Source organism: Xanthomonas sp. NCPPB 4467, from assembly GCF_041475665.2.
Taxonomy (GTDB): Bacteria; Pseudomonadota; Gammaproteobacteria; order Xanthomonadales; family Xanthomonadaceae; genus Xanthomonas; species Xanthomonas dyei.
This window is the reverse complement of sequence record NZ_CM191260.1, coordinates 4,267,117-4,289,569: the sequence shown is the minus strand read 5'-3', so window position 1 is coordinate 4,289,569 and position 22,453 is coordinate 4,267,117. Positions and strand designations below refer to the sequence as shown.

At 65.5% G+C, this 22,453-nt stretch carries 21 protein-coding genes, 1 other RNA gene and 2 pseudogenes; 9 read left to right on the top strand and 15 right to left on the bottom strand.

Going from position 1 to position 22,453, the window contains the following annotated elements; translation table 11 throughout:
- The first annotated feature begins 23 nt into the window (after nt 1-23).
- Together gfa and fghA are read left to right on the top strand one after the other, a co-directional pair.
- A complete protein-coding gene (gene gfa / locus ACCQ06_RS18615; protein WP_316692681.1) occupies nt 24-599 on the top strand; it encodes an S-(hydroxymethyl)glutathione synthase in 576 nt (191 codons plus the stop codon).
- Nucleotides 600-657: 58 nt separating this feature from the next.
- Complete coding sequence (fghA, locus tag ACCQ06_RS18610) at nt 658-1,488, top strand: S-formylglutathione hydrolase (RefSeq protein ID WP_316688681.1); 831 nt, start codon at nt 658-660, stop codon at nt 1,486-1,488.
- Between the two features lie 332 nt (nt 1,489-1,820).
- Here the strand turns inward: fghA and ACCQ06_RS18605 are convergent.
- Nucleotides 1,821-1,946, bottom strand: a pseudogene (locus ACCQ06_RS18605) (PLP-dependent aminotransferase family protein); the annotation flags it as partial.
- On the opposite strand from ACCQ06_RS18605, the pseudogene ACCQ06_RS18600 reads away from it, so the two are divergent.
- Nucleotides 1,914-2,237 (top strand): annotated as a pseudogene (locus ACCQ06_RS18600) (EamA/RhaT family transporter); the annotation flags it as partial. The pseudogenes ACCQ06_RS18605 and ACCQ06_RS18600 overlap by 33 nt on opposite strands.
- 66 nt (nt 2,238-2,303) lie before the next feature.
- Here the strand turns inward: ACCQ06_RS18600 and ACCQ06_RS18595 are convergent.
- Nucleotides 2,304-2,642: a hypothetical protein gene (locus ACCQ06_RS18595; protein WP_170068584.1), complete on the bottom strand. Its 339-nt coding sequence runs from the start codon at nt 2,640-2,642 to the stop codon at nt 2,304-2,306.
- An 86-nt stretch (nt 2,643-2,728) separates the two neighbouring features.
- Entirely contained in the window at nt 2,729-3,673 is a 945-nt protein-coding gene (locus tag ACCQ06_RS18590; RefSeq protein ID WP_228323512.1) for a DegV family protein, read from the bottom strand.
- Between the two features lie 577 nt (nt 3,674-4,250).
- On the opposite strand from ACCQ06_RS18590, the gene ACCQ06_RS18585 reads away from it, so the two are divergent.
- Both ACCQ06_RS18585 and ACCQ06_RS18580 read left to right on the top strand, forming a co-directional pair.
- Nucleotides 4,251-5,066, top strand: a complete 816-nt coding sequence (locus ACCQ06_RS18585) for a GH12 family glycosyl hydrolase domain-containing protein (RefSeq protein WP_104615369.1) — start codon at nt 4,251-4,253, stop codon at nt 5,064-5,066.
- Nucleotides 5,067-5,428: 362 nt separating this feature from the next.
- Nucleotides 5,429-6,220, top strand: a complete 792-nt coding sequence (locus ACCQ06_RS18580; RefSeq protein ID WP_425611859.1) for a GH12 family glycosyl hydrolase domain-containing protein — start codon at nt 5,429-5,431, stop codon at nt 6,218-6,220.
- Between the two features lie 193 nt (nt 6,221-6,413).
- On the opposite strand, the gene ACCQ06_RS18575 is transcribed toward ACCQ06_RS18580, so the two are convergent.
- Entirely contained in the window at nt 6,414-8,015 is a 1,602-nt protein-coding gene (locus ACCQ06_RS18575) for a rhamnogalacturonan lyase B N-terminal domain-containing protein (protein ID WP_228323509.1), read from the bottom strand.
- 74 nt (nt 8,016-8,089) lie between these two features.
- Between ACCQ06_RS18575 and ACCQ06_RS18570 the strand changes: the two genes are divergently transcribed.
- Nucleotides 8,090-8,165: non-coding RNA, sX9 sRNA (locus ACCQ06_RS18570), on the top strand.
- Between the two features lie 214 nt (nt 8,166-8,379).
- Here the strand turns inward: ACCQ06_RS18570 and ACCQ06_RS18565 are convergent.
- The 6 genes from ACCQ06_RS18565 to ACCQ06_RS18540 form a co-directional block, all read right to left on the bottom strand.
- On the bottom strand, nt 8,380-8,721 hold the full coding sequence (locus ACCQ06_RS18565) for a hypothetical protein (RefSeq protein WP_104615426.1): 342 nt from the start codon (nt 8,719-8,721) through the stop codon (nt 8,380-8,382).
- 22 nt (nt 8,722-8,743) lie between these two features.
- Nucleotides 8,744-9,499 (bottom strand): hypothetical protein, encoded by a 756-nt coding sequence (locus tag ACCQ06_RS18560; RefSeq protein ID WP_316688680.1) that lies wholly within the window; start codon nt 9,497-9,499, stop codon nt 8,744-8,746.
- A 19-nt stretch (nt 9,500-9,518) separates the two neighbouring features.
- Nucleotides 9,519-9,938: a ribosomal maturation YjgA family protein gene (locus ACCQ06_RS18555; RefSeq protein WP_228324973.1), complete on the bottom strand. Its 420-nt coding sequence runs from the start codon at nt 9,936-9,938 to the stop codon at nt 9,519-9,521.
- Entirely contained in the window at nt 9,935-10,516 is a 582-nt protein-coding gene (locus ACCQ06_RS18550) for a hypothetical protein (protein WP_104615365.1), read from the bottom strand. Before ACCQ06_RS18550 ends, ACCQ06_RS18555 begins: the two co-directional genes overlap by 4 nt.
- Nucleotides 10,517-10,780: 264 nt before the next feature.
- Nucleotides 10,781-12,061, bottom strand: coding sequence for an amidohydrolase family protein (locus ACCQ06_RS18545; protein WP_316688679.1), 1,281 nt, complete (start codon nt 12,059-12,061; stop codon nt 10,781-10,783).
- On the bottom strand, nt 12,058-13,455 hold the full coding sequence (locus ACCQ06_RS18540; protein ID WP_316688678.1) for an amidohydrolase: 1,398 nt from the start codon (nt 13,453-13,455) through the stop codon (nt 12,058-12,060). The genes ACCQ06_RS18545 and ACCQ06_RS18540 overlap by 4 nt, the downstream gene beginning before the upstream one ends.
- A gap of 140 nt (nt 13,456-13,595) precedes the next feature.
- Here ACCQ06_RS18540 and ACCQ06_RS18535 point away from each other — a divergent pair, with 140 nt between their 5' ends.
- Nucleotides 13,596-14,156: a DUF924 family protein gene (locus ACCQ06_RS18535; protein WP_316688677.1), complete on the top strand. Its 561-nt coding sequence runs from the start codon at nt 13,596-13,598 to the stop codon at nt 14,154-14,156.
- 96 nt (nt 14,157-14,252) lie between these two features.
- Here the strand turns inward: ACCQ06_RS18535 and ACCQ06_RS18530 are convergent, their stop codons facing one another.
- Entirely contained in the window at nt 14,253-15,122 is an 870-nt protein-coding gene (locus ACCQ06_RS18530) for a hypothetical protein (protein WP_316688676.1), read from the bottom strand.
- A 97-nt stretch (nt 15,123-15,219) separates the two neighbouring features.
- Complete coding sequence (grxD, locus tag ACCQ06_RS18525) at nt 15,220-16,146, bottom strand: Grx4 family monothiol glutaredoxin (protein WP_104615360.1); 927 nt, start codon at nt 16,144-16,146, stop codon at nt 15,220-15,222.
- A gap of 60 nt (nt 16,147-16,206) precedes the next feature.
- Between grxD and ACCQ06_RS18520 the strand changes: the two genes are divergently transcribed.
- Together ACCQ06_RS18520 and ACCQ06_RS18515 are read left to right on the top strand one after the other, a co-directional pair.
- Nucleotides 16,207-16,983 carry a polysaccharide deacetylase family protein gene (locus ACCQ06_RS18520; protein ID WP_228324978.1) on the top strand — a complete coding sequence of 259 codons (777 nt, stop codon included), beginning with the start codon at nt 16,207-16,209 and terminating at the stop codon, nt 16,981-16,983.
- A gap of 425 nt (nt 16,984-17,408) precedes the next feature.
- Nucleotides 17,409-19,592 carry a TonB-dependent siderophore receptor gene (locus ACCQ06_RS18515; RefSeq protein ID WP_316688675.1) on the top strand — a complete coding sequence of 728 codons (2,184 nt, stop codon included), beginning with the start codon at nt 17,409-17,411 and terminating at the stop codon, nt 19,590-19,592.
- 97 nt (nt 19,593-19,689) lie between these two features.
- Here the strand turns inward: ACCQ06_RS18515 and ACCQ06_RS18510 are convergent, their stop codons facing one another.
- The 3 genes from ACCQ06_RS18510 to ACCQ06_RS18500 form a co-directional block, all read right to left on the bottom strand.
- Nucleotides 19,690-20,361 (bottom strand): methyltransferase, encoded by a 672-nt coding sequence (locus ACCQ06_RS18510; RefSeq protein ID WP_316692676.1) that lies wholly within the window; start codon nt 20,359-20,361, stop codon nt 19,690-19,692.
- Nucleotides 20,362-20,496: 135 nt separating this feature from the next.
- Complete coding sequence (locus tag ACCQ06_RS18505; protein WP_316688674.1) at nt 20,497-21,147, bottom strand: SGNH/GDSL hydrolase family protein; 651 nt, start codon at nt 21,145-21,147, stop codon at nt 20,497-20,499.
- Nucleotides 21,147-22,418, bottom strand: a complete 1,272-nt coding sequence (locus ACCQ06_RS18500; protein ID WP_316688672.1) for a pyridoxal phosphate-dependent aminotransferase — start codon at nt 22,416-22,418, stop codon at nt 21,147-21,149. The genes ACCQ06_RS18505 and ACCQ06_RS18500 overlap by 1 nt, the downstream gene beginning before the upstream one ends.
- Nucleotides 22,419-22,453: the final 35 nt, after the last annotated feature.

Sequence of the window (22,453 nt, the reverse complement as noted above, 5' to 3'; positions counted from 1 at the left end):
ACCGAGACTCCGGGAGGGGCATGATGGCTAACGTGTCGATTCATCCTTTGGTAGATGGTGGCGTTGCGCGAGGTGGTGCAGAAAATTTTCAAGGGGGAACCCTCGAATGCCACTGCGCCAGCGACAAGGTGGTGGTGGAAGTGGGTGCGCAGACCGCACACAACCACGCATGCGGCTGCAGTAAATGCTGGAAACCCGAGGGCGCGACGTTTTCCGTGATTGCGGTGGCGCCGCGCGACAAGGTCAAGGTGCTGGCGCACGGAGAAAAGCTGAAGATCGTCGATGAAAGCGCGACGATCCAGCGACACGCCTGCACGGCATGCGGCGTGCACCTGATCGGCCGGATCGAGAACAAGGAGCATGCGTTCTACGGGCTGGATTTCGTGCACACCGAGCTGTCCAAGCAGCAGGGGTGGTCGGCGCCGGGCTTTGCCGCATTCGTCTCGTCCATCATCGAAACCGGCACCCCGCCGGATCAGATGGATGGCGTGCGCGCGCGTCTGACCGAGCTGGGGTTGACGCCCTACGACTGCCTGTCGCCGGCGTTGATGGATGCGCTGTCGACGCAGGTGGCGCGCAAGAAGGGCTTGTTGCACTGATGGTCCAACCCTGCGCCCGGTCTCCGGGCGCAGGGTTTTCTCTTCGTAAGGAATCTTCATGGAACGTATCGAACACCGTGCCTGTTTTGGCGGTTGGCAGGATGTGTATCGGCATCAGTCGCAGAGCCTGGGTTGCAGCATGCAGGTGGGCGTGTATCTGCCGCCGCAGGCGGCCGCTGGTCCGTTGCCGGTGCTGTACTGGCTCAGCGGCCTGACCTGCACCGAGCAGAACTTCATCAGTAAGGCCGGTGCGCAGCGCTATGCCGCCGAACATGGGGTGATTCTGGTCGCGCCGGATACCAGCCCGCGTGGCGACGATGTGGCCGATGCAGAGGGCTACGACATCGGCAAGGGCGCCGGTTTCTACGTCGATGCGACGCAGCAGCCATGGGCTGCGCACTACCGCATGTACGACTACGTGGTGAACGAATTACCGGCGCTGATCGAAGCGCACTTTGCCACCACCGGTGCGCGCGCGATCAGCGGCCACTCGATGGGCGGGCATGGCGCATTGACCATCGCACTCAAAAACCCGGGGCGCTATCGCAGCGTGTCTGCATTTTCGCCCATCGTGGCACCCAGCCAGGTGCCGTGGGGCGAGAAAGCGTTTGGGCAGTATCTGGGCGACGATCGCAACAGCTGGAAGGCATATGACGCCACCGCGTTGATCGCGCAGGCGCAGGAGCGTTTGCCGCTGTTGATCGATCAGGGCGGGGCGGACGAATTTCTGGAAAATCAGCTGAAAACCGGGTTATTCGAAGACGCGGCCAAGGCTGCGGCGTATCCGGTGACCGTGCGCATGCAGCCTGGGTACGACCATAGCTATTACTTCATCTCCAGCTTCATCGGCGAGCATATTGCGCATCATGCTGCGGCATTGCGTGGTTGATTGTGTTGTTGTTGCGGTGGCAAGCGACGGTGTTCCGGAATGCGCTCGCCGTTGATGCATGTGCACCCTGCCGCATGTGTTGCGGTCGCCATTTGCTGCCGCTTGGCGCGTAGTTCCCTTCTCCCATCGGGAGAATGTGCCCCGTAGGGGCGGGTGAGGGTACGCGCGCAGCTCGGTGCAGAGAGTGATTGCGTGAGTGGCTTCGCACCGCACCCTCACCCCAACCCCTCTCCCGGTGGGAGAGGGGTTTGACGCGGCACGATGCGTCCGACTTCCTTCTCCCATCGGGAAAAGGGCTTGTGCGCTCACTTTTCGCCAGACATGACCGGTGGCTAGCGCAGCTGCTGCGCAGCGAGTCTGCCCAAGTGGCGCATGGCTGTTTCCAGGCGGTCGCTCCAGGGTTGGCCGCAGCTCAGGCGCAGGTGATCGGTGTAGTCACTGCGGCTCGAATACGGATGCCGATGCTGATCCTGGCGGCGGTGCTGCAAGGCGAGCGCACGCGCCGAAGCGACCTGGGCTGGACGCTGCTGGCCTTTGTCGGCGTGGCGTGCTCGACCGATCCGGCGCGGTTGTGGCATCGCGCCGATCGCGGTTATCCGTTCGGGATTGCGCTGACCCTGCTGGCGGCGCCGCTCTTGATGTCGCGGCGTATCAGCCGCGAACGGCCACTGGCGGTGGTGCCGGTGCAGTGGCTGGGTCTGGCGATGATCGTGCTCGGCGCGCTGGCGGTCAATCTCAAATGGCGTTGACCACGCGGCGCATTGGCGCGGGCATGACCGCGCGCCGCCACGCATGCAGCGTGGCGGCGCACAGGGTCAACGCACGTCGCGCATTTGCCAGTGGTGGCCGGCCAGGGCTTGCATGCGCTGTTTGAACAGGTCTCCGGGAATGCTGGTGGTGGCGACCAGGTCGATGCGCAGATCGTCCTGCTTGCCGGTGACGGTGGCCGACGGATCGGTGATGCCCAGCGCAGGATCCACTTCGTCCGGGTCGGCCTGTAGCTGGCGCCAGCGATCGAACCAGGCCGGGTCACGCAGTGCGGCCTGCAACTGTTCGGCGAACGCCTCGGCGCCGTTGGCGGTGAAGCTCACCGATGGCGCGCTGCCGCGGGCGAGCTTGGGGTCGGGCAGGCTGATCGAGTAGCTGACAGGCATGGACACACTCCGTTGAATGACGGCGGCACACTAGCCGAGGGCGGGTGAGAACGCCGTCGAAGGCCATGTGCCGCCAAGCGCTTGCTTCAGGCGGAAAAACGATGCGGTTCTGCGGCGAAGGCCACCGCCAGCGCGCCCTTGCCCACGTTGACCATGCCGGTCAGGCTCATCACGCTTTCGAACAGGTCCACGCCATGGCTCTGGCAGGCGGCCTGCAACGCGGCATAGCCGGGCAGGGCATGCAGCTCGGCCAGCTCGCCGCCATAGCCGACGCACACGGTGGGCGTCATCAGGCCCTCGCGGAGCTTGCGCACGGTAAAGCCGAACAGCTTCTCGGCCGACGGTTCGAAGCCCTTGAGCTTGGCCACCGGTTCGGTGACGCCGCGATAGGCACGCAGCACCGGCTTGATATCCAGCGCACTGCCCAGCGCCGCGCCGATCAGGCCTACGCTGCGATCGCCTTTGGTGCGTGCACGTGCGCGCAGGTAATACAGATCGCGCGGAATCATGTAGCCATAGGTGTGCTCGGCCAGCTGCTCCAGGCGCGTACGGATCGCTGCAACACCCTGGCCCTGCTCGCGCAGGCGCACCGCTTCCACCGCGGTGATGCCCTGGCCGGCAAACAGGTTCAAGGTATCGATCACGCGCAATGCGAAGGGCGAGCTGTGCCCCGCGGCCTGACGGATCGGCTTGTAGTCGTTGAGGATCGCGAAGCTGGCCTGCATGGCATTGTCGTAGATCTGGCTGCGCAGCTTGGAGATGGTCAGGCAGAACACGTGGTCGTAATCGATGACCAGGCGCTGCAGGAACAGATCGCGGATCTGGTTGACCGAAAACGGTGTGGTCTCTGCTTCGTGCCCACGCTCGGCCACATGCGCCTGCAGAAAACTCAGCGTGGCTTCTTCATCGCGATGATCGGCCAGCACGGCCTCGCCGATACGGACGCTGATCGGCAGCACGATCACGTTGTTGCGTTGGATGAAGTCCTGCGGCAAATCGCACGCACTGTCCACCACGATTCCGATGCGCATCGTCGCCCCCTCCGGCTGTTGCGTCGTTCCTAATTGCGAACGCTATCGCAAAACCGCCGCCGCGCGTAGAGCCAGCGGTCGGCCCGGCCGGGCCGGTGCGGGGCAAGCGGCGCAAAACCTGTCTGTCGAAGGGCGGTGCTTCACGATGTCCGTGGTGCTCTGCGCGTCGGGCGTGTGGTGCTTGGGCAGATTGGACACGGCATCGTCGGTCCAGCTGGACTGGCGGGGACAGTGCACCGCAGCCAGGAGGCAGACGGCCGCGTCCGCCGAGCGCCGCCGTCGGCTACCCGGGTCGGTACGAGCACACGACCATGTGGCTCTGCACCATTGGCGTGCGGCGCCAGGCCACGCACCTGAGCGGTACATGCCGGACCGACAGGAAGTTGGGTGTGAACTGAGGACCAGGGCACGTTCGGGATGCAAGGTAGCGCCCGCTATCGCGCTTGGCGCGGCTGTCCTGCCGGAATCGCTATAGCTCCTGCCGCAGCGCCGCTGCTAGGGTCGGCCGCACCGCTGCAGGGCGGGTCCCGGGGGCGCCGCACTGGCGCCGCCGCGCTGAACACCATGGAGAGTCAACATGCACACCACCCCATCCAACACCCTCACACTGACCGGTGCGCAGGCGCCCACCACACGGCGGCGCGCATCGCGCTGGTGGAAGGCCGCGCTGGCCATTGGTCTGGTGGCGCTGGCACCGGCGGCACTGGCTGGGCCGTACAAGATCTTTGGCAACCACTATGCGTGGGTCAATAATTTCAACGATCCCAACAACATCATCCAGGGCACCTTCGGTACCGGTACCACGCCGGAGCTCACCGTCACTTTCAACTTCGCCGACTACAACCTGTATGGGTATCCGGCGATCGTGCGCGGCTGGCACTACGACTGGAATCCGACCAGCGACACGTTGTTCCCAAAACAGATTTCCTCGATTTCCTCGCTCCCGTTCAAGTTCAACTACAGCGCCGGCGGCACCAATCTGGCGGGCGACTTTGCCTACGACATCTTCTTCCGCTGGGATACCGCCAAGGGCAATCCGCAGCTGGAAGTGATGATCTGGGGCGACCACAACTCCTGGCCGATCGGCACGGTCACCGCCACCAAGGTGATCACTGCGGGCGGGCGTACCTTCGATCTGTGGGAAGGCTTCAACTCCGGTGCCGGCTATTACGTGTACACCTTCATCCCGACCGGCACCGCCGGCCAGCCGACGCTCAAGACCAGCGGCAATCTCAACATCGATGCCAAGCCGTTCTTGACCTGGCTGCAGAACAACCGCTCCAAGGATGGCCGCTACAGCAACAGCATGTATCTGCATGCGGCCGAAGCGGGGTTTGAAGTGGTGCGCGGCAATGGCTGGGCCAAGGTCAGCGCCACGATGGATGCCAAGTAAGCGCATCCGGTGAGTCGTGCGTGGACCGCCAGCGCAGCGGTCGGTCCACGCAGCGGTGTGTCGTTGACGGTATGTGCCGTCGTGCGCGCGCCGCTACTTGGTGGAGACTGCTGCCGGGTTCACTCGAATCTCAACAATGAAGTGGTCGTCTGTGCGGCGCATGCAATGGATGCGCCGCACATCGGATGAGGCCACGGTGATCGGTCTGCAGGGATGGCCATGTTCGCGCCCCGTCAGTGCGCGGGCATTCGGCGTGGCGCGAAGGCGTCATTGCGCCGGATGCGTCCACGGTCATCGCCCACCCGCTGGCGTGTTGCCAGAGGGCGCGCGTGGCCCTCCCACCCATCATCGGAGTTCACCTCATGCACGTGCACGCTCGTTTCCGTTTGCCTCTGCGTTGCGGCGTTTTGCCGCGCGCCGCTGGACTGGCCCTGGTACTGGTTGCCGCCGGCGCCAGCGCCGCGACCGGCGAGACCAAGGTCTACGGCACGCAATACGCTTACAACAATAATTTCAACGACAACACCAACAACATCAAAGCGACCTTCGGCTCCGGCAGCACGCCCAGCCTGACGATCTCCTACAACTTGCCCAGTGGGCAGTTGTACGGCTATCCGGCCATCTGCCGCGGCTGGCATTACACGATGAACCCGGCCACCGACAGCTATTTTCCGCATCAGGTCTCGAAGGTGAGCAGCCTGAGCGGCACGCTGGCCTTTACCACCAACGGCAGCGGGCAGACCGGCGACTTTGCCTACGATCTGTTTTTTCGCAAGGACACCAGCAAGGGCGATCCGCAGCTGGAAGTGATGATCTGGGGCGCCAATAATTCGTACCCGCTGGGCACGCTGACTGCGTCCAATGCATTCACCTCCGGCGGCGTGACCTACGATCTGTGGGAAGGCAACAACGCGTCCGCTGGCTACTACGTCTACACCTTCATCCCGCATGGCAGCGCCGGCAACAGCAACGCGCTTCCGGCCAAGGGCAACCTCAATGTGGACGTCAAGGCGTTTTTGACCAGATTGCAGGCGCTACGCGGTGGCGATGGCCGCTACAGCAGCGATCTGTATCTTGAGGTGGTGGAGGGCGGTTTCGAGGTCACCGGCGGGATGGGGAAGGTATCGCTGAGCGGCTCGATTGCGGCCAAGTAGACGCGTCATTGGCCATCTATGCGATCTGCGATGACATGGGTGATGCATGCATCGTTGCAAGCGCGGGGGGCTGCGCACAACGCCTGATGCGCCAGCATCCAGCGATGGCAACGCCAACTTGAACCATGTCCACCACTGCACGTGCAGTCGCGCAGTGGTGGCCATGCAGGTGTTTCCAGCACGCGCGACGGATCTAGAGCGCCACCAACTGGAGGCTATCGAACACCACCGCCGGGCTGAGGTAGCCGTTGTCCGGAGATCCTGATGCAAGCCCGATCTCGATGCGGTTGCTGCCGACCTGCAGCGCCGAGGCGGGGATGTCCACCTCATACAGCGTGTTGTTGCCGCGCGTGGTGCCACGGGTGATGCCGCGCGTCTTCGGCTGGTTGGGTGCGGCAGGAAGCGGGCCATTCCAGCGCGCGTTGACGGCAATCTGCGGGCGCGCGCTGACCTGCGCCAGCGGCACGAAAATCCGTAGGCGATAGCCGCGAACCTCGCTGGACGCCAGGGTGAAGTCGATCCGGGTTGGCGTGTTGATGCTGCGCCACTGTACGGCCGGAAAACTCACCGCGCTGCTCGACCCGACGGTGTAGGTGACCGGCGCCCAGCGCATGCGTGTGTCGGAAGGATGCGCGCGCGGCAGCAGGTCGGCATGGCGAAATCCGGCCGGCGTGCCGTCGGGCACACCGATCTGCCATTTCAGCGTGCCGGGCAAGACCACGGCCTGCAATGCCGCCTGCGCGGTCGCATTGGCGAATACTTCGACATCGCGTTGCGCTACTTCCAGCTCGTTCTGGTACAGCGTCATGCGGTAGCGGCCCGGGCGCACGCCGGTAACCTGGTAATCGCCGCTGCCGTTGGCAGTGGCCCAGTACTGCGTCTGGTCATTGCGCAGGCCGATTACGGCCGGCTGGCCGGACAGCACGCCGCTGACCCGCCCGCTCACCGCACCACGCCCGCTGTCGGCCAGATAGCCGCTCACCCCCAACGTGGCATCGACAAAGTCGGTGCTCAGCTGCGCACTGCTCGGTGCGCCGCCATCGGTAAACAGCAGACCGTAGACGCCATGCAGGCCGCCGCGAAACGCTTCGGTCTGGGTGTGGTCGGAATACATGTAGTTGTAGAGCTCATGCGTCACGCTGGTTTTTTGCGTGGCGATGTCCTTGAAGAACGGCCCGCCGGAACTGCGCTCGCGGTTGCCCATCAGCATGAACACTGCAACCCCCGCGCCGCTGACCCCATGCACCTGATCGTCGATCATGCGCCGCGCCGAATAGAACTTGGAGCTGGTGCGCCCATCCGGTAGCAGAAACACGTCTTCGCTTTCGACCATGGTACCGACATTGGAGTCGGGCTCCTGCTGCGCGGTGGGCAACTTGGCGACGTTCAAGCGCGCGACGAAGCGTAGTTCGCCCACCGGCAGCAGGGTCGGTGCGTAGGTAGCCATGTAGATCGCATTCCGGCCCTTGCGTGCGATGTAGTACTGGGTCAGATCGCCGGCCTTGGCCGACACCACGATCGCCCCGTCCACCAGGCGCGCGTCCACGCTGGCGCTGCCCAGGCCCGAGGCGATATGCGAGCCCTTGGACTCGGTGGTCTGCAGCTCGTTGTCGCGGTAGCGCATCGACACGATGTCGCCGTTGTTGGCATTGACCGAAAACACCAGCTCGGCGCCGGTGTCCACCACCAGGCGGTCGCCGCTGCGGGTGAATCCAAAGGCGGCCATGGCCGGTGCGCTGACGCCGCCGTACAGACACAGCGCGCATGCCAGCATGCGCAAGGTGGAGTGGAGCATGTTCGGTTCCTTGGAGCAGCTAACAAACCTAGTGTGCTCATCGCCAGGTGGGCGCGGCCGGTGCTCGGTGCGGCATATGCCACGCGTCGACTCCGGTTCCTTCGCGCCGTCCACACCCATCTGACGACTGCTCGTTACGTTGTGTTGGCCGCTTAGAGTTGAGGGGGAGGATGTGGCCGTGATGCCGCTGCGCGATGCTAGGCGGACGCGACCTGTGCTGCGACTGCCGAAGATGCAGAGCGTGCACCCGGTTCAAACTTCAGCCATGAATCTAAGTGCGGGTCACGCTTGCACTGCGACCTGGAGACGGGGTGTTGATGCATGACTGCGATGACTGCGATGACTGCGTTTGGTGGCAGGTGTTTTAAGGCTGCTCGGCTTGGCTCAGCGCGTCGCGTGCGCTGGTAATGGCGGCGATCCATTGGTCGCGCTTGCCGATCACAAAGCGGTACTCGTCGTCGTTGTCCACCTGCACGGCCAGCGATGTCGGCGCCACCGGCAGCAGCCCGAACAGCCGGGTCCAGCGCGGTTGCAGCGACACGATGGTGCGCAGTGGGACAGCAAGCGAACGCGTTTGCACATTGAACGCGTGCGGCTGGAACAGCAGCGTGTCGGCAGTGAGGATGAGGCGTCCGCCCACCGCCTCGATCCCGCGCTGCAGATTGGCCGGCGCCTGGCGCAGCACCACGCTTTGAATCGAGCGCAATCCGCCGCCTGCAAATATCATCTCACCGACCTGCGTCGCTGGCGTCGCAGGCGCGGCGCGGCTGCCAGTTCCATGCGCCTTGCGCGTTGGCCAGACGAACCTGCCAGTGCTGGGTGTCGTCGCTCAGGCAGGTTGCCGTGGCCTGCAGTTGCGTGCCGAACCACTGTGGCGCGCTCAGTTCGGCGATACCGGTGGTGGCATCCTGGCTGAGCAGCATGCTGGTGGTGGTGATCAGCGTGCGCTGGTTGAAATCCAGGACGCGCCACTGCGCGCCGTCCATACCGTCGACTTGTACAACGGCCAGATAGCGGCTGCGGTCCGGCGAAATCACCACCTGGGTGCCGCCGGGGAGCTGTTTACCGCTGCGGGTGTCGATCAACACGCCGGCAAAGCTGTCGCCATCACGGTGATGCAGCAACACGTAGGCATCGCGGCGATCGCAATAGCGGTACTCGGCGCCATCCAGCGGCGCATCGTAGGGCGGGCTGTCGGTGAACACCTGCGTGCCCGCATCGGTTGCCACTTCCAGCCGATGCGCGCCCACACGCCGCACGCGATCGCCGGCGCCTGCGGCAAGGGCGGCGGCCTCCTGCGCTGCATCGTCCAGATCTTCGCAGTGCAGCGTCAGTGCTGTGCGGGTAGGCGTCGTGGCGGCAGCCGCGATCGCCCCGGCACTCGATGGCGGTGCAGACCCGGTTTCGCGACCACAGGCGCCCAGCGCAAGCAGGGTGGCAAGGGCAGCGCGGCGAGCGATGGTTGAAGACAGACGGGTCGGCATGGCATTCCAGGAAACGGGATCAATCGACCAGCGGCGCTGCGGGCGTTGCATGCTGACGCGGTCGCAACAGCGCATCGCAGCCAAAGGACATCACGCCGCCGATGGCATACATCAGCACGTCGTGCAGCGTTGCGGTGTTGCCGAGCGCGATGTAGGCCGCACTGCCTGGGCGCAGGCCGAGCCGGTCGGCCAGATGGATGGCCTGCAAGCCTTCGATCGCGCAGCCGATACCGATGGCCAGGAGGCAGGCCCATCGGGCCGGGCAGCCGAACACGCCGCGCAGGCCGCAGTAGACCAGCGCTACGGCGAGCACATCGCCCAGGCTGCCGCGTACCCACGCACCGCCGATCCATCCGGCAGCGATCGCCACTTCGATCAGCAACAGCGCAACGGCCACCAACACGTAGCCCGCACGCGCACGCAACGACGGCGTGTTCATGGCGTCTTTGCGGGCTGCCGCTGGCGGCCCATGGTGAAGGTGCTGATAAGCGGAATGAGGACGCCGCGCTGGCGGTCGTTGACGGTGACCTGTACCTGCCAGCGGCCGGGCGGGTCGCTGGCTTCCGCACGCACGGCCAGACTGACCTGCGCCAGATAGACATGCCGCGGGTCGCCTTCGATCTGCGTCTGCAGGCACGGCGCATCGACGGTGTTCTGCGCGGCATGCCCGGTGGGGTCGATGACGCGGATGCTGCACACCACATCGGCGCGCCGTTGCGCATCCAGCCCCGGGTTGGACAGGAAAATCAGCACGAACAGCGTGTCGCCGGTGGCGACGTGATCGGCCTCGTTGAAATGCGGAGCGGTGTCGCTGGGCGTGTTCCACTTCTGTTGCCAGTCCGCATCCGGGGTCAGCAGCAGGCCGGCGCCCATGTCTTGCACGGTCTTGCGGCTGGGCGATTCTGCAACCGAGTCGCCCTGCGCGTTGATCCATCCCGATTGCGCCATGCTAGAGAGCGGCATCAAGCCCAGGGAGGCAGCGATGATGGATGGCATCAGGCGGCGCGGCAGGCGCATCGGCAGTCCTTGCGAGTGATGCCGGCACGCTGCCGGCAAGGGTGGATGCGCAGGCCGACGCATGCGCAGGCCTGCGCTGGCGAAACCATTGCTATACACGCTCGCACCGACACAGGCAGCACTGGGAGCAGCTGAGGCGAGCAAGCGAGTCTCAGCGCCAGCGTAGCCGGCGCGGAAGAAATCGCAGTGTACGAGCCGTACATGTCGATTCAGAGCGCCGACCGTGCCGGCATTGCAGCCGCCCAGTGGTTGTGTTCGCTGGTCTTATTTCAGATACGCACGCGGTAGCGGTCCAGCCTGCTGCATGTAGCGGTCGCGCAGTTCGGTCTGACGCGAGCGCATCGGCATCTCGTGCCCGCCCAGCCACACCTGCTCGGCGTAATGCGCCACATCCAGCGGGTCGCCTTCCCAGAGCACCAGATCGGCCTGCTTGCCCACCGCAATGCTGCCGATACGATCGGCCACGCCGAAGATCTCCGCAGGCACGCGGGTCAGCCCGGCCAGGCCGGAGTCCCACGGAAGGCCATTGGCCACCGCATTGCCGGCCAGCTGGCGCAGCTTGCGCGCGTTGTGCGAGGCATCGCCGCTCTGGGTGAAGCTGACCTCCACACCAGCGGCGCGCAGGCGCGCAGCGTTTTCCAGCGTGGCGCCGATCTGATCGAAGGTCGCCGGCAGATCCGCCAAGGCGTTCACCAATACCGGCACCTTGGCCTGCGCCAGTTGCGGCGCCAGCTTCCACGCTTCGGCGCCACCGGCGATGGCGATGCGCACCTTCTCGCGCTGCGCCCAGCGCAACAACTGACGGATGTCGGCGGCGCGTTCCACTTGCACCACGATGCGACCTTGCCCGGCCAGATACTTGGCCAGCACGCTGCGGCCCATCGGGGTCAGCAAGGCATGCGGCGAATCGGCCGGCACGCGGCCGCGCGCTTCGGCCACCAGCTGATCGAGCAGCATCCATTGCGCTGCACGCGAGCTGCCGGTGAGATCGGATGCTGCCGCGCCAATCCGGATGAACAACGCATGCGGGCCGACCGGGTCCGGGCTACCGTCCAGTCGCACGATGCCGCCCTGGCCGGCGATGAAAGCACCACTGGTGGTGGCGCCGAGCGCGGTGAAGCCGATGCCTTCCAGGCGCGCTACCGGCACCAGCACCGAGTCGGGGTTGTAGGCCAGGGTGACGTCGAACTCGGGGCGCATCGGTTGCTCGGCCAGCTTCAGGCCGCTGTCCACGGTGCTGTCTTCGCCGGACACTTCTTCGATACCGATCTCGGTGATACCGCCGAACAAGGCCGGCGTCAGCGGGCGTCCCTTGGCATCGACCACGCGGCCATCGGCAGGCGCGGCGAGGTTGCTGCCGATCGCGCGGATCACGCCGTTTTGCACCAGCACATCGGTGTGTTGCAGCGTGCCCCGCGCGGTGGCGGTGTGCACGGTGGCATCGCGGATCAGCACCTGCTGTGCGACGGCAGGCAGTGCCAGCGCGGCCATGACCAGCGCGCTCAACGCGCGCAGACGCGGGCGTGCGAACCAGGCGCGGCTCATCGTGCCACCTCCTGGCCCAGCATGAAGTCCGACACCGGCTGCAGGGCGCGGTTATGCCGGTCGTAGACCTGCGCGCCGTCGATATACACCTGTTCGGCCAACGCGTAGGAGCTGAAGGGATTGCCGTTCCACACCACCACATCGCCCATCTTGCCCGGCTCCAGTGCGCCGGTTTGCTTCTCGATGCCCAGCGCCTTGGCGGCGTTGCTGGTGAGCCAGCGGATCGCGCGCTCGGGTGCAATCTCGGTGCCGCTGCGGCGCGCGTTGGCGATCACCTTGGCGGCCTCCTGGTTCAAGCGCTGGATGCCTTCTTCCGAATCCGAATGCACGATGGCGCAGCTATTGGCCGGGCGGTCGACCATGGCGATGTTTTCCTGGATGCCGTCGAAGGCTTCCATCTTGAAGCCCCACCAATCGGCCCACAGCGCACCGCAGACGTTTTCCTGCGCCAGCCGGTCGGCCAACTTGTAGGCCTCCACGCCGTGGTGGAAGGCGGTGATGTGGAAGCCGAATTCCTTGGACAGGTCGAGCATGGTCGCCATTTCGTCGGCGCGGTAGCAATGGATGTGCACGCGGATATCGCCGTTGATGGCGCCGGCCAGCGTGTCGAGTTTGAGGTCGCGTTTGCCGCCGGCATCGCCGCTGCTGTCGTTGTCGCCGCCGCTGCTCCACCAGTGGCGCTTCTTGGTGGTCTTTTTCGGTGCGTTCTTCTGCAGATACTCGGCCGCATCGATGAACGCGGCGCGGTAGCCGGCCACATTGCCCATGCGGGTGGCGGGCCCGCCCTTTTCGCCGTAGACGCGCTTGGGGTTTTCGCCGCAGGCCATCTTCAGACCCCACGGCGCGCCGGGAAACTTCATGCCCTGGTAAGTGGTGGAGGCCACGTTCTTGAGCGTGACGCCGCGCCCGCCGATCAGATTGGCTGAGCCCGGCAGGATCTGCAGCGAGGTGATGCCGCCGGCCAGCGCGGTGCCGAAGCCCGGGTCCTGCGGCCAGATCGAATGTTCGGCCCACACGTTGGGCGTGACCGGTGCGGTCATCTCGTTGCCATCGCTATGCGCGCTGACGCCTGGGCTGGGATACACGCCCAGATGCGAGTGCACGTCGATGATGCCGGGGGTGACCCACTTGCCGGTGCCATCGATGCGGCGCGCGTCGGCGGGCGCTTGAAGTGCGCGGCCCACCGCGGCCACCTTGCCGTCGCGCAGCAGTACGTCGGCATCGTCCAGCCGCTGCCCGGTGCCGGTCAGTACCGTGGCGTGCTGGATCAGCACCGGACCGGACGCGAGCGCGTGGTAGGTGCTGGGGTAGGGGTCTTGCACAAACCGCGATGCCGCAGACGCAGGTCCGCACAGCAGCGCCGCGCCAAGGGCGGCGAACAGAATGGAACGCATGGATTTCCCCGGTGAAACGAAAGCGTAGGCCGCAAACCTAGCCGCCAGCGCCGTGCTTGCCAAGTGCTGGACGTCGGGGAGCAGTGGCCTCATCACATGCGCACGTGCATGCTGTGCCGTATTCGTCAGGGGGAACGTCGATGATTGCCAAAACAGAGCGCAACAAACAGGCCGATGTGGTACTGGCCTTCTGGGAACTGGCCGGCTCCGCGCGCTGGTTCACGCATAACGATGCGTTCGATGCCAACTTTCGCCAGCACTTCAGCGAGCAGCATTTTGCCGCCGCCCGCGGCGACTACGCGGACTGGATGGCGCGTGCCGAAGACGCACTGGCGCTGTTGATTCTGCTGGATCAATTCCCGCGCAATGCGTTCCGGGGCAGTGCGCACGCCTACGCCACCGACGGACTGGCGTTGCGTTACGCCAAGCAGGCGCTCGAACGGGGGTTCGATCAACAGGTCTCGGCGCAATTACGGCTGTTTTTCTATCTGCCGTTCGGGCACGCAGAGGATCTGCAGGAGCAGGCGCGCGCCATGCAGCTGACCGCTGCACTGGACGATGCCGAAGCCACGCGCTGGGCGGCGGAGCATCAGCAGATCATCCAGCGCTTTGGCCGCTTTCCGCACCGCAATACGGTGCTGGGACGCGAGACCACCGCCGAAGAGCAGCAATTTCTCGATGAAGGTGGATTTGCCGGTTAATCACTGGCGTGGCGTGTCTGCGCCACGCATGTGGATGCTGCGTCTGCGCCGATGCGCGATGCCGCAACCGGCAGCGCGCAGGTGGCGGCAACCCGATCAGCAGCCGCCCGGCAATCCTTCCGAGCGCCAGCCGGTGCCTTCGCCGAGCAGCAGAGAGAAGCCGTAGCTTTCGTAGCCGCTCTCGGACAGCACGAAGTCGAGCGTGCCGTTGCCGTCGATATCGCCGAACTGCAGCAGGTGCGTGCGCAGCGGCAGGTCTTCGCAATCGTCGCAGCCGCTGGCCGCGCTGCCGCTGCGGAACTGCCAGCGGTTGCCGTCGTGTTCGAAGATCGCCAGCACGACGAGCACGCCGGTCGGATTGTCCGGGTTGCCGGTCTTGGTCGGGTGGTTGGAGGTGAGCACCGCCACGCGCCGCTGCGGCTGCTGTGCATCGGTCACGATCTGCAACGATGCCGTGTCCTGCGCACGGTCCGCAGCGAAGGCCGCCAGCGCTTTGGCCAATTCCGCCGGCTTGACGGTCTTGCGCAACTGCGCGGTGTCGCCGGCCTGACGCAGCAACTCGGTCTGTTCGGCAGCGGTGGCGGTGCGGCCGGCGAAACGCTTGCCCGGATTCAGATCCACCGTCGACAACAGCGGCGAGTGCGACAGCGCGGGGTTGCCCGTCAAGCGCAGTTTCGCGGTGCCGCCGCACATGCTGTTGTCGTCCACGGTCAGTGCAGCAAGCCGCACGTTGGCGGTGGAGACACCGTTATCGAAGGCCTGCAGCGGCTGGCTCAGCAGCGACTTGGGCAGGGTGGAATCTTTGGCCACGGTCTTGCCCAGCCACACCGGAATGTATTCCAGCGGATCCTCGGACGGCTGGCTGTCGTAGGTCTGCACCAGCAGCACAGCGCGGGTGGGTTCGGCGGCCTGTGCGGCCAGCGGCAACAGGGCGGCCAGGGCGAGCGCGATCAGACGGGTTTGCATGTAGCGAAGTCCTTGTAGGTGTTGATCCATGAAAAAACGGGCGCTCCATGGAGCGCCCGTTTCGGTATGCAGTGGTGCGTGGCGCGCCTGGCCGCGCTCAGTATTTCGCCACGCCGTTGTCCACCTCGTCCGACCAGGCGTCGATGCCGCCGGTGACGTTGTAGACGTTGCTGAAGCCCAGCCCGCGGAAATGCTCGGCCGCTTGCAGGCTGCGCCCGCCGCGATGGCACAGGAACGCCAGCGGGGTGTCCTTGGGCAGTTGTTCGATCGCCTGGCGCTCGTGCGCATCCAGGGTGCGGAACGGTGCATTGACCGTCGCCAGTGCACGTTCGTCGGCCGGACGGACATCCACCAGGGTCAGGCTGCCGGCCTTGAGGCGGTCGTCGGCATCGCGCACCGACAGCTCCTGCACCGGCTTGGGCGCGTTGGGATTGTCGATGGCCAGGCCACGGCCACGGATGTCGTCCACCCAGTCGATGGTGATGCCCTCGGCGCGACGTGCGCTGGCCAGATCGAACTGCACGCGCAGGCCGTTGGATTCGGCCGCGATGGCGTTCGGGTTGGTCGGCGCCAGCTGGAAGTTCGGCTGGAAGTTCGCATCGATGGCCAGCGTCAGCGACGCATCCGGGGCATCGGCCAGCGCGCCCTTGAGCATGTCCACTGCGGCCGGGGTGATGGTGATCTTCGGCGGGCTGCGATCCGGCGCCTGCAGGCCGAGCATCGTGCTCAGCTCGCCGCTGTCTGCCATCTGCAAAATGATGTCACTGCCGCCGATCAACTCGCCATCCACGTACAGCTGCGGAATGGTCGGCCAGTCGCCGTAGGCCTTGATGCCCTCGCGGATCTCCTGGTCGGCCAGCACGTTGACGTGGGCATAGTCGATGCCCAGCCCGTCCAGCACGCCGATTGCCTTGGCCGAAAAACCGCACTGCGGCATGCTGGGCTGGCCTTTCATGAAGAGCACCACGCGGCTGGATTGCAGCAGCGTATCGATACGGGAACGCAGGGCGGGGTCGAGGGACATGGCAGCACTTCGGTGAGAGCGTGGAGACTGGGCATTCTACGCCGCGTGGCATCATGCGGCATGACCACGCCGGAAACGCTGTATCGCATCCCCTCCCACCCCTACCGCTGGGTGGGCTTGCTTGCCCTCTCGCAGCTGGCGGTGGCGGTGCTGTGGTGGCATCTGGGATGGGCCTGGGGCCTGCCGGCGCTGCTGCTGTCGCATGCACTGTTCGTGGTGCCGGTCTTTCTGCCGCGCGCACGCTTGTACGCGCCGGTGCTGGCGCGATTGCCGGGTCGCGCGCCGCAGGTGTGGCTGACCATCGACGATGGCCCGTCCGACGACACCCCGGCCATGCTCGAACTGCTCGATGCCTACGATGCCAAGGCCACCTTCTTTGTGGTCGGCGCGCGCGCCGAGCAGCGGCCGGAGCTGGTGCGCGAGATCGTGCGCCGCGGGCACGGTATCGGCAACCACAGCCATACCCATCCGCAGGCCTGGTTCTGGGCATTGGGGCCGCGCCGCATGGCGCAGGAAATCGGCCTGGCGCAGCGCACCCTGGCCAGTATCACCGGGCAGGCGCCGCGGCTGTACCGCTCGGTGGTCGGCATGACCAACCCCTTCGTCGCCTCGCCGCTGCGTGCGCACGGGCTGACCCGCGTGGCCTGGAGCGCACGCGGCTTCGACGGTGTGCGTTGCGAACCGGACGCCACTGTGGCGCGGATCGTGCGCGACCTGCGCCCCGGCGCGATCGTGCTGCTGCACGAAGGCGCCGCGCACGGCCATAACCTGACCATCCTGCGTGGCGTGCTGGAGGCGATACGGTTGCGTGGGCTGGTGGGGCGGCGCCCGGATTGAGGTGACGCGCGCGGATGTCGCGCGCGCTGCAGCGGACTTGCGATCGGAATGCAGGCGGTGCATCGCCTACGGCGTCAATTTGCGTGACCTTTGCTGCAACCAAGCGCGGCCAGCCAGGCATAACGGCCACCTGTCCCGTGCGCGTGGATGGACTGTCCGAGGCCGTCAGTCATGGCGTGACACGCGGCGGCGTCGGCCCAAACTGATGTGCGTATTGCCGCGCGCCTGCTCGTTACTTCGGGTACGCGGAACAGCACTTTTGCCGTGGATTGCAGAGCATCCGACATACGCCTCTATTGACAGCGCTCTGGCCCGGATCGACCATGCGCGCCCCAGCCAGCTATTGGGCCGCACCGTGCACGGTGTGACCGCGCCAGCCTCAGTCGCCGTCATCGACGGCAGTTTTCGATCATGAGGCCGACACCATGTTCTATCGCCCCGCTTTCGTGCGCGCCGCTGTGCGTGTGGATCTGAGTGTGCCGCGCGCCGGGATGACGCGGTCTTTGTTGGCGCTGGCCTATGCGTGGCCCGCGCTGGCCGCCGCGCAGGCGAATACCAGCGATCCGGTGGATCTGGATCGCATGCAGATCCTGGCGCAACGCAGTGCCGCCACCGAAAGTACCGACGCCTATACCGCCAGCATTGCGCGCAGTTCGACCAAGCTGGAACTGTCGTTGCGCGACACGCCGCAGTCGGTGGTGGTGGTGACGCGCCAGCAGATCATCGACCGCAATCTACAATCGCTGCAGGACGTCACCGACACCGTGGCCGGCTTCAACTCTCCCACTTGGGACACCGAGCGCACCTACATCACCGCCCGCGGCTTCGAGGTGGATTACTACCGCATCGATGGCATTCCCACCGACTACACCGGCGATGTACAGCAGAACATGGCCATCTACGACCGTGTCGAGATCGTCCGTGGGGCCAATGGGCTGACCTCTGGTGCGGGCAGCCCGGCCGCGTCGATCGATCTGCTGCGCAAGCATGCCGACAGCGATGCGTTCACCGGTCGTGTGGATCTGTCGGCAGGGCGCTGGGACCGCTATCGCGGCACCGTCGACCTGCAATCGCCATTGAACACGGCAGGCAACGTGCGTGGTCGGGTGGTGACCAGTTACGAAGACAAACAGTCGTTTCGCGATTACTACAGCAAGCAATCGTCGTTGTTCTACGGCATTGTCGATGCCGATTTCAGCAATGCCACCAGCGGTTACATCGGCATCAACAAACAGCGCAACGACGGTCGCGGTACCACCTGGGGTGGGGTGCCGGCGTACTTTAGCGATGGCAGTCGCACGAATTTTGCGCGCTCGGATTCGTTCACTCCGCGCTGGGCGCGCGGCGTGGCCGACACCACCAATGCGTTCGCCGGGCTGACCCATCGTTTCGACAACGGTGCGCAGCTACACGTGGAGTATTCGCATCAGCGTTTCGAGGCCGATTGGAAATCGGTGCTGTTCGGCTACCTTGATTACCCGGACAGGGACACCGGCCTGGGCCTTGCCAGCAACTTTGGTGGCCGCTATCCCGCACTGAGTGCGCAGAACAGTCTGGATGCCTACGCCACGGTGCCGCTGACGCTGTGGGGTCGCGAGCACGAGCTTGTGGCCGGCGCCACTTGGATGCATCGCAACGTGCGCAGCTGGTCCAACGCGCCGCTGCAACCGTTGGCCGCGGAAAGCGTCTACGCCTGGACCGGCACGATGGCGCAACCGCAGTGGAGCGCGCTGACCAAGGGCGAAGACCGCGATGTGCGTCAGGTCGCCGCCTATGCGGCCGGACGTTTCCAGCTCAGCGATACCTTGAAGGCGATTCTCGGTGCACGCATCACCGACTGGAAAAATACCGACCAGCTTGTACCGGCCAATTCGTACGAGCGCCGCGGCCGTACCACGCCGTACGCTGGTCTGATCTTCGATGTGGACGATCGCCATTCGCTGTATGCCAGCTACACCGGCATCTTCAAACCACAGAACAACCGCGACCGTGGTGGCCGCTCTCTCGCCCCTCTGGAAGGCAACAGCTACGAAGTCGGCGCCAAGGGCGAGTATCTCGGCGGCCAGCTCAATGCCGCAGTGGCGCTGTTCCGCATCGAGCAGGACAACCTGGCCGTCAACGATCCGGGGCAACTGGTGCCGGGCACTACCACCCAGGCCTATCTCGCCGCCAAGGGCACGGTCAGCCAAGGCGTGGAGTTCCAGCTCGATGGGCAGCTGTCAGAGCAATGGCGCATCGCGTTCGGGTTTGCCCAGTTCGATGCCAATGATGCCAGTGGTGTGGACGTCAACCCGACCAGCCCGCGCCGCGAAGCCACGTTGTTCACCAGCTGGCAGACCGGGCCGTGGCGGCTCGGCGGTGGGTTGAGCTGGCAGTCGGCCATCCACGAGCTGATGGCGGGGCCGCAAGGCACGACGCAGCGGCTGACCCAGGGCAGCGTGGTGCTGGCCACTGCGATGGCGCGCTACGACATCACTCAGAACTGGTCGGCGCAACTCAATGTGCGCAATCTGTTCGACCGGCGTTACTACGCCAACATCGTCTACCAGAGCCAGTTGATTTACGGCGACCCACGCGATGTGGAACTGACGTTGTCCTGGAAGTTCTAGTGAACACCTTGCGTGCGTCCAAAGCACGCATCAGCGCTGGAGACGGTGCATGCAGACGGCGCATCCGCTTGCACCGTTGTCGCCAAGACGGCAGTGCTCAGCGCGGCTCGGCCACGATCAACCAGTTGTTGAACGGTGTGTTGCCGTACAGCGGCGCAAAGCTCGCACGCAGGCCGGCCGCATCCAGGTGCGCCTGCAGGTTGTCGCGGGTGGGGTAGCTGCGCGGCATGCGCTGCATCCAGCCGCTCAGATGCGCCAGCACGTCGGTCACGCGGCTGGTGCGTCCGCGGCCGCTGGCATCGCCCAAGGCGCTGCGAATCACCAGCTTGGCACCGGGCGTGAGCATCTGCGCCACGCTGCGCAGCAGGCTGGCCTGCATGTCCGACTGCAGATATTGCAGCACGTCCAGAATGGTGACACTGCCCTGATGCTGCGGCCACGCGATGCTCAGATCGACTACGTCGAACGTGGTATCGCCCAACTGCGAGCGTTGCGCGATGTGCTGCGCGCGGCGGATCTTGGAAGCATCCACATCCACGCCGTGATACGCCAGCGCCTGGCCATCGGCACGCAATGCATGCGCCAGCAAGCCCAGCCCGCAGCCCAGATCCAGCACCGGCGCAGTGGTGCTGCGCAGCTCGGCCAGCACACCGGGATACAACGGGTCGGTGCGTAGCTTGGCTTGCGTGTAGTAGTAATCGTAGCGGTTGCCGAGCGGATGCTTGGGCAAAAACGCGCGTGCGATCGCCAGCGCTTGGGCGCGGCTCATCGGTTGGGTGGCGGTGCTGTGCAATGTCGTTCCTTGGCAATCAGGCGTGCTGCGCGGCTAGCTTAGAGCCAGTCGCCCCGATTGCGGTAGGCCCGGTTGGCGGTTTCGCGATGCGCGGCTGCGCGTCGGGGCGCTTTAGGCAGGCGTGTCCACAGATCCGACAGCGCCCAGCGCATCGCGCGCTGCAGGCAGCGCCATCGCTGCCCAACGCGCATACATCGCACCGGAGGGATGCAGGCCATCGTCGACCAGCATGTCGACAGCATCGCCGCCGTCGCGACTGGTGGCAGTGATGTCGACAAATCGCACGGCGCGCGCTGCGCAACGCTCTGCCGCCACGCTGTTGAAAGCGTCGATCTGCGCCGCGATCAGCCCCGCATCGCCGCCTTGCGCATGCGCGAATGGTGTCAGTCCCCAATCCGGAATCGACAGCACAACCACGCGCGCGGCATGACCGCCGGCAGACCCGATCGCACGCTGCAACAACGTATCGAACTGGCTACGGTATTCGTCCAGCGAGCGCCCGCGGTACTGGTTGTTGACGCCAATCAGCAGACTGACCAGATCGAACGTGCCCTGCGGTGCGGCCGCGTCGATACCGGCCTGCAATTCGTCGGTGGTCCAGCCAGTGGTGGCGATGATCTGAGGTGGCGCCACGTTCCAGCCGTGGGCACGCAGACCATCGACCAACTGCATCGGCCAGCGCTGCGCAAGCTCGACGCCTTCGCCGATGGTGTACGAATCGCCCAGCGCCAGATAGCGCAGCGGCGTACCAGGCGCCGCCATCAAGCGACGCTGCGCGACTTGAGTGGCACCACTTTGGTCACGGCCTCGGCACGGCGTGCCAGTGCGCGGTCGATGCGCGCGAACACATCGCGCATGACGCTGGCTTCCGGCATCAAGGTCACGCGGAAGTGATGGCGGTATGGCACGTTGAAGCTGGAGCCGGGCACGACCAGCACGCCTTCTTCGTTCATCAGGTCCAGCGCGAATGCGTGATCGTCGAAATTGCGTGCGGCCGCACCGACCACCGCCGGGAATGCGTACAGCGCCCCGGCCGGTGCCACCAGCTGCAGATGCTCGCTGGCCGCGCAGGCCTCGATCACCGCACGGCGGGTTTCGTACAAACGGCCACCGGGCGCGCACAACGCGGAAATAGTGTCCGGCCCGTTGACCGCCGCATCGATGGCGTACTGGCCCGGCACGTTGGCGCACAGGCGCAAGGCGCCGAGCAGGTCCATTGCGTTACGCAGGTCGTTGATGCGCGATTGCTCGCCCGACAGCAGCGCCCACCCCACTCGCCAGCCGCAGGCGCGGTGCACCTTGCTCAGCCCGCTGAAGGTGATGCACGGGTGCGCACCGGCCAGCGGCGCCACCGGCACGAACGCCGCGCCGTCGTAAAGCACCTGGTCGTAGATTTCGTCGACCATCAGCAGCAGGTTGTGCTTGATCGCAATCGCCACGATACGCTCCAGCAACTCGCGCGAATAACTCGCGCCGCTGGGATTGTTCGGATTGATCAGCACGATGGCGCGGGTGCGCGAGGACACCAGCGTCTCGATCTCCACCGGGTCCGGCTGGAAGCCGTTTTCCGGCGCGCAGCGGTAATACACCGGGCGGCCATCGTTGAGGATGGTGGCCGCCGACCACAGCGGGTAATCGGGCGAGGGCACCAGCACTTCGTCGCCGGGGTTGAGCAGGGCGCGCAGCGACAGGTCGATCAGCTCGCTGACCCCGTTACCGACAAAGATGCGGTCCGGGTGGGCGTCGGGATGCTGACGACGCGAATACGCCTTGGCGATCGCCTCGCGCGCTTCCGGCAGGCCCTGCTGATGGGTATAGGGATCGGTGCGCCCCATGTCGTCGGCAATCGCGCGCTGCAGATGCTCCGGCGCGCGGAACCCGAATGCCCCCGGGTTGCCGATATTGAGCTTGATCAGCTTGCGGCCCTGCGCCTCCAACTCCCGCGCTCGTCGCGCCAGCTCGCCCCGGATCTCGTAGCGGACTTCGGACAGACGCTCGCGGATGGCGAGCGGCTTTTGCGGGGCAGTGGACATGCGACGGGCCGGTGGTAGGCGTGAGGCTTGGCATG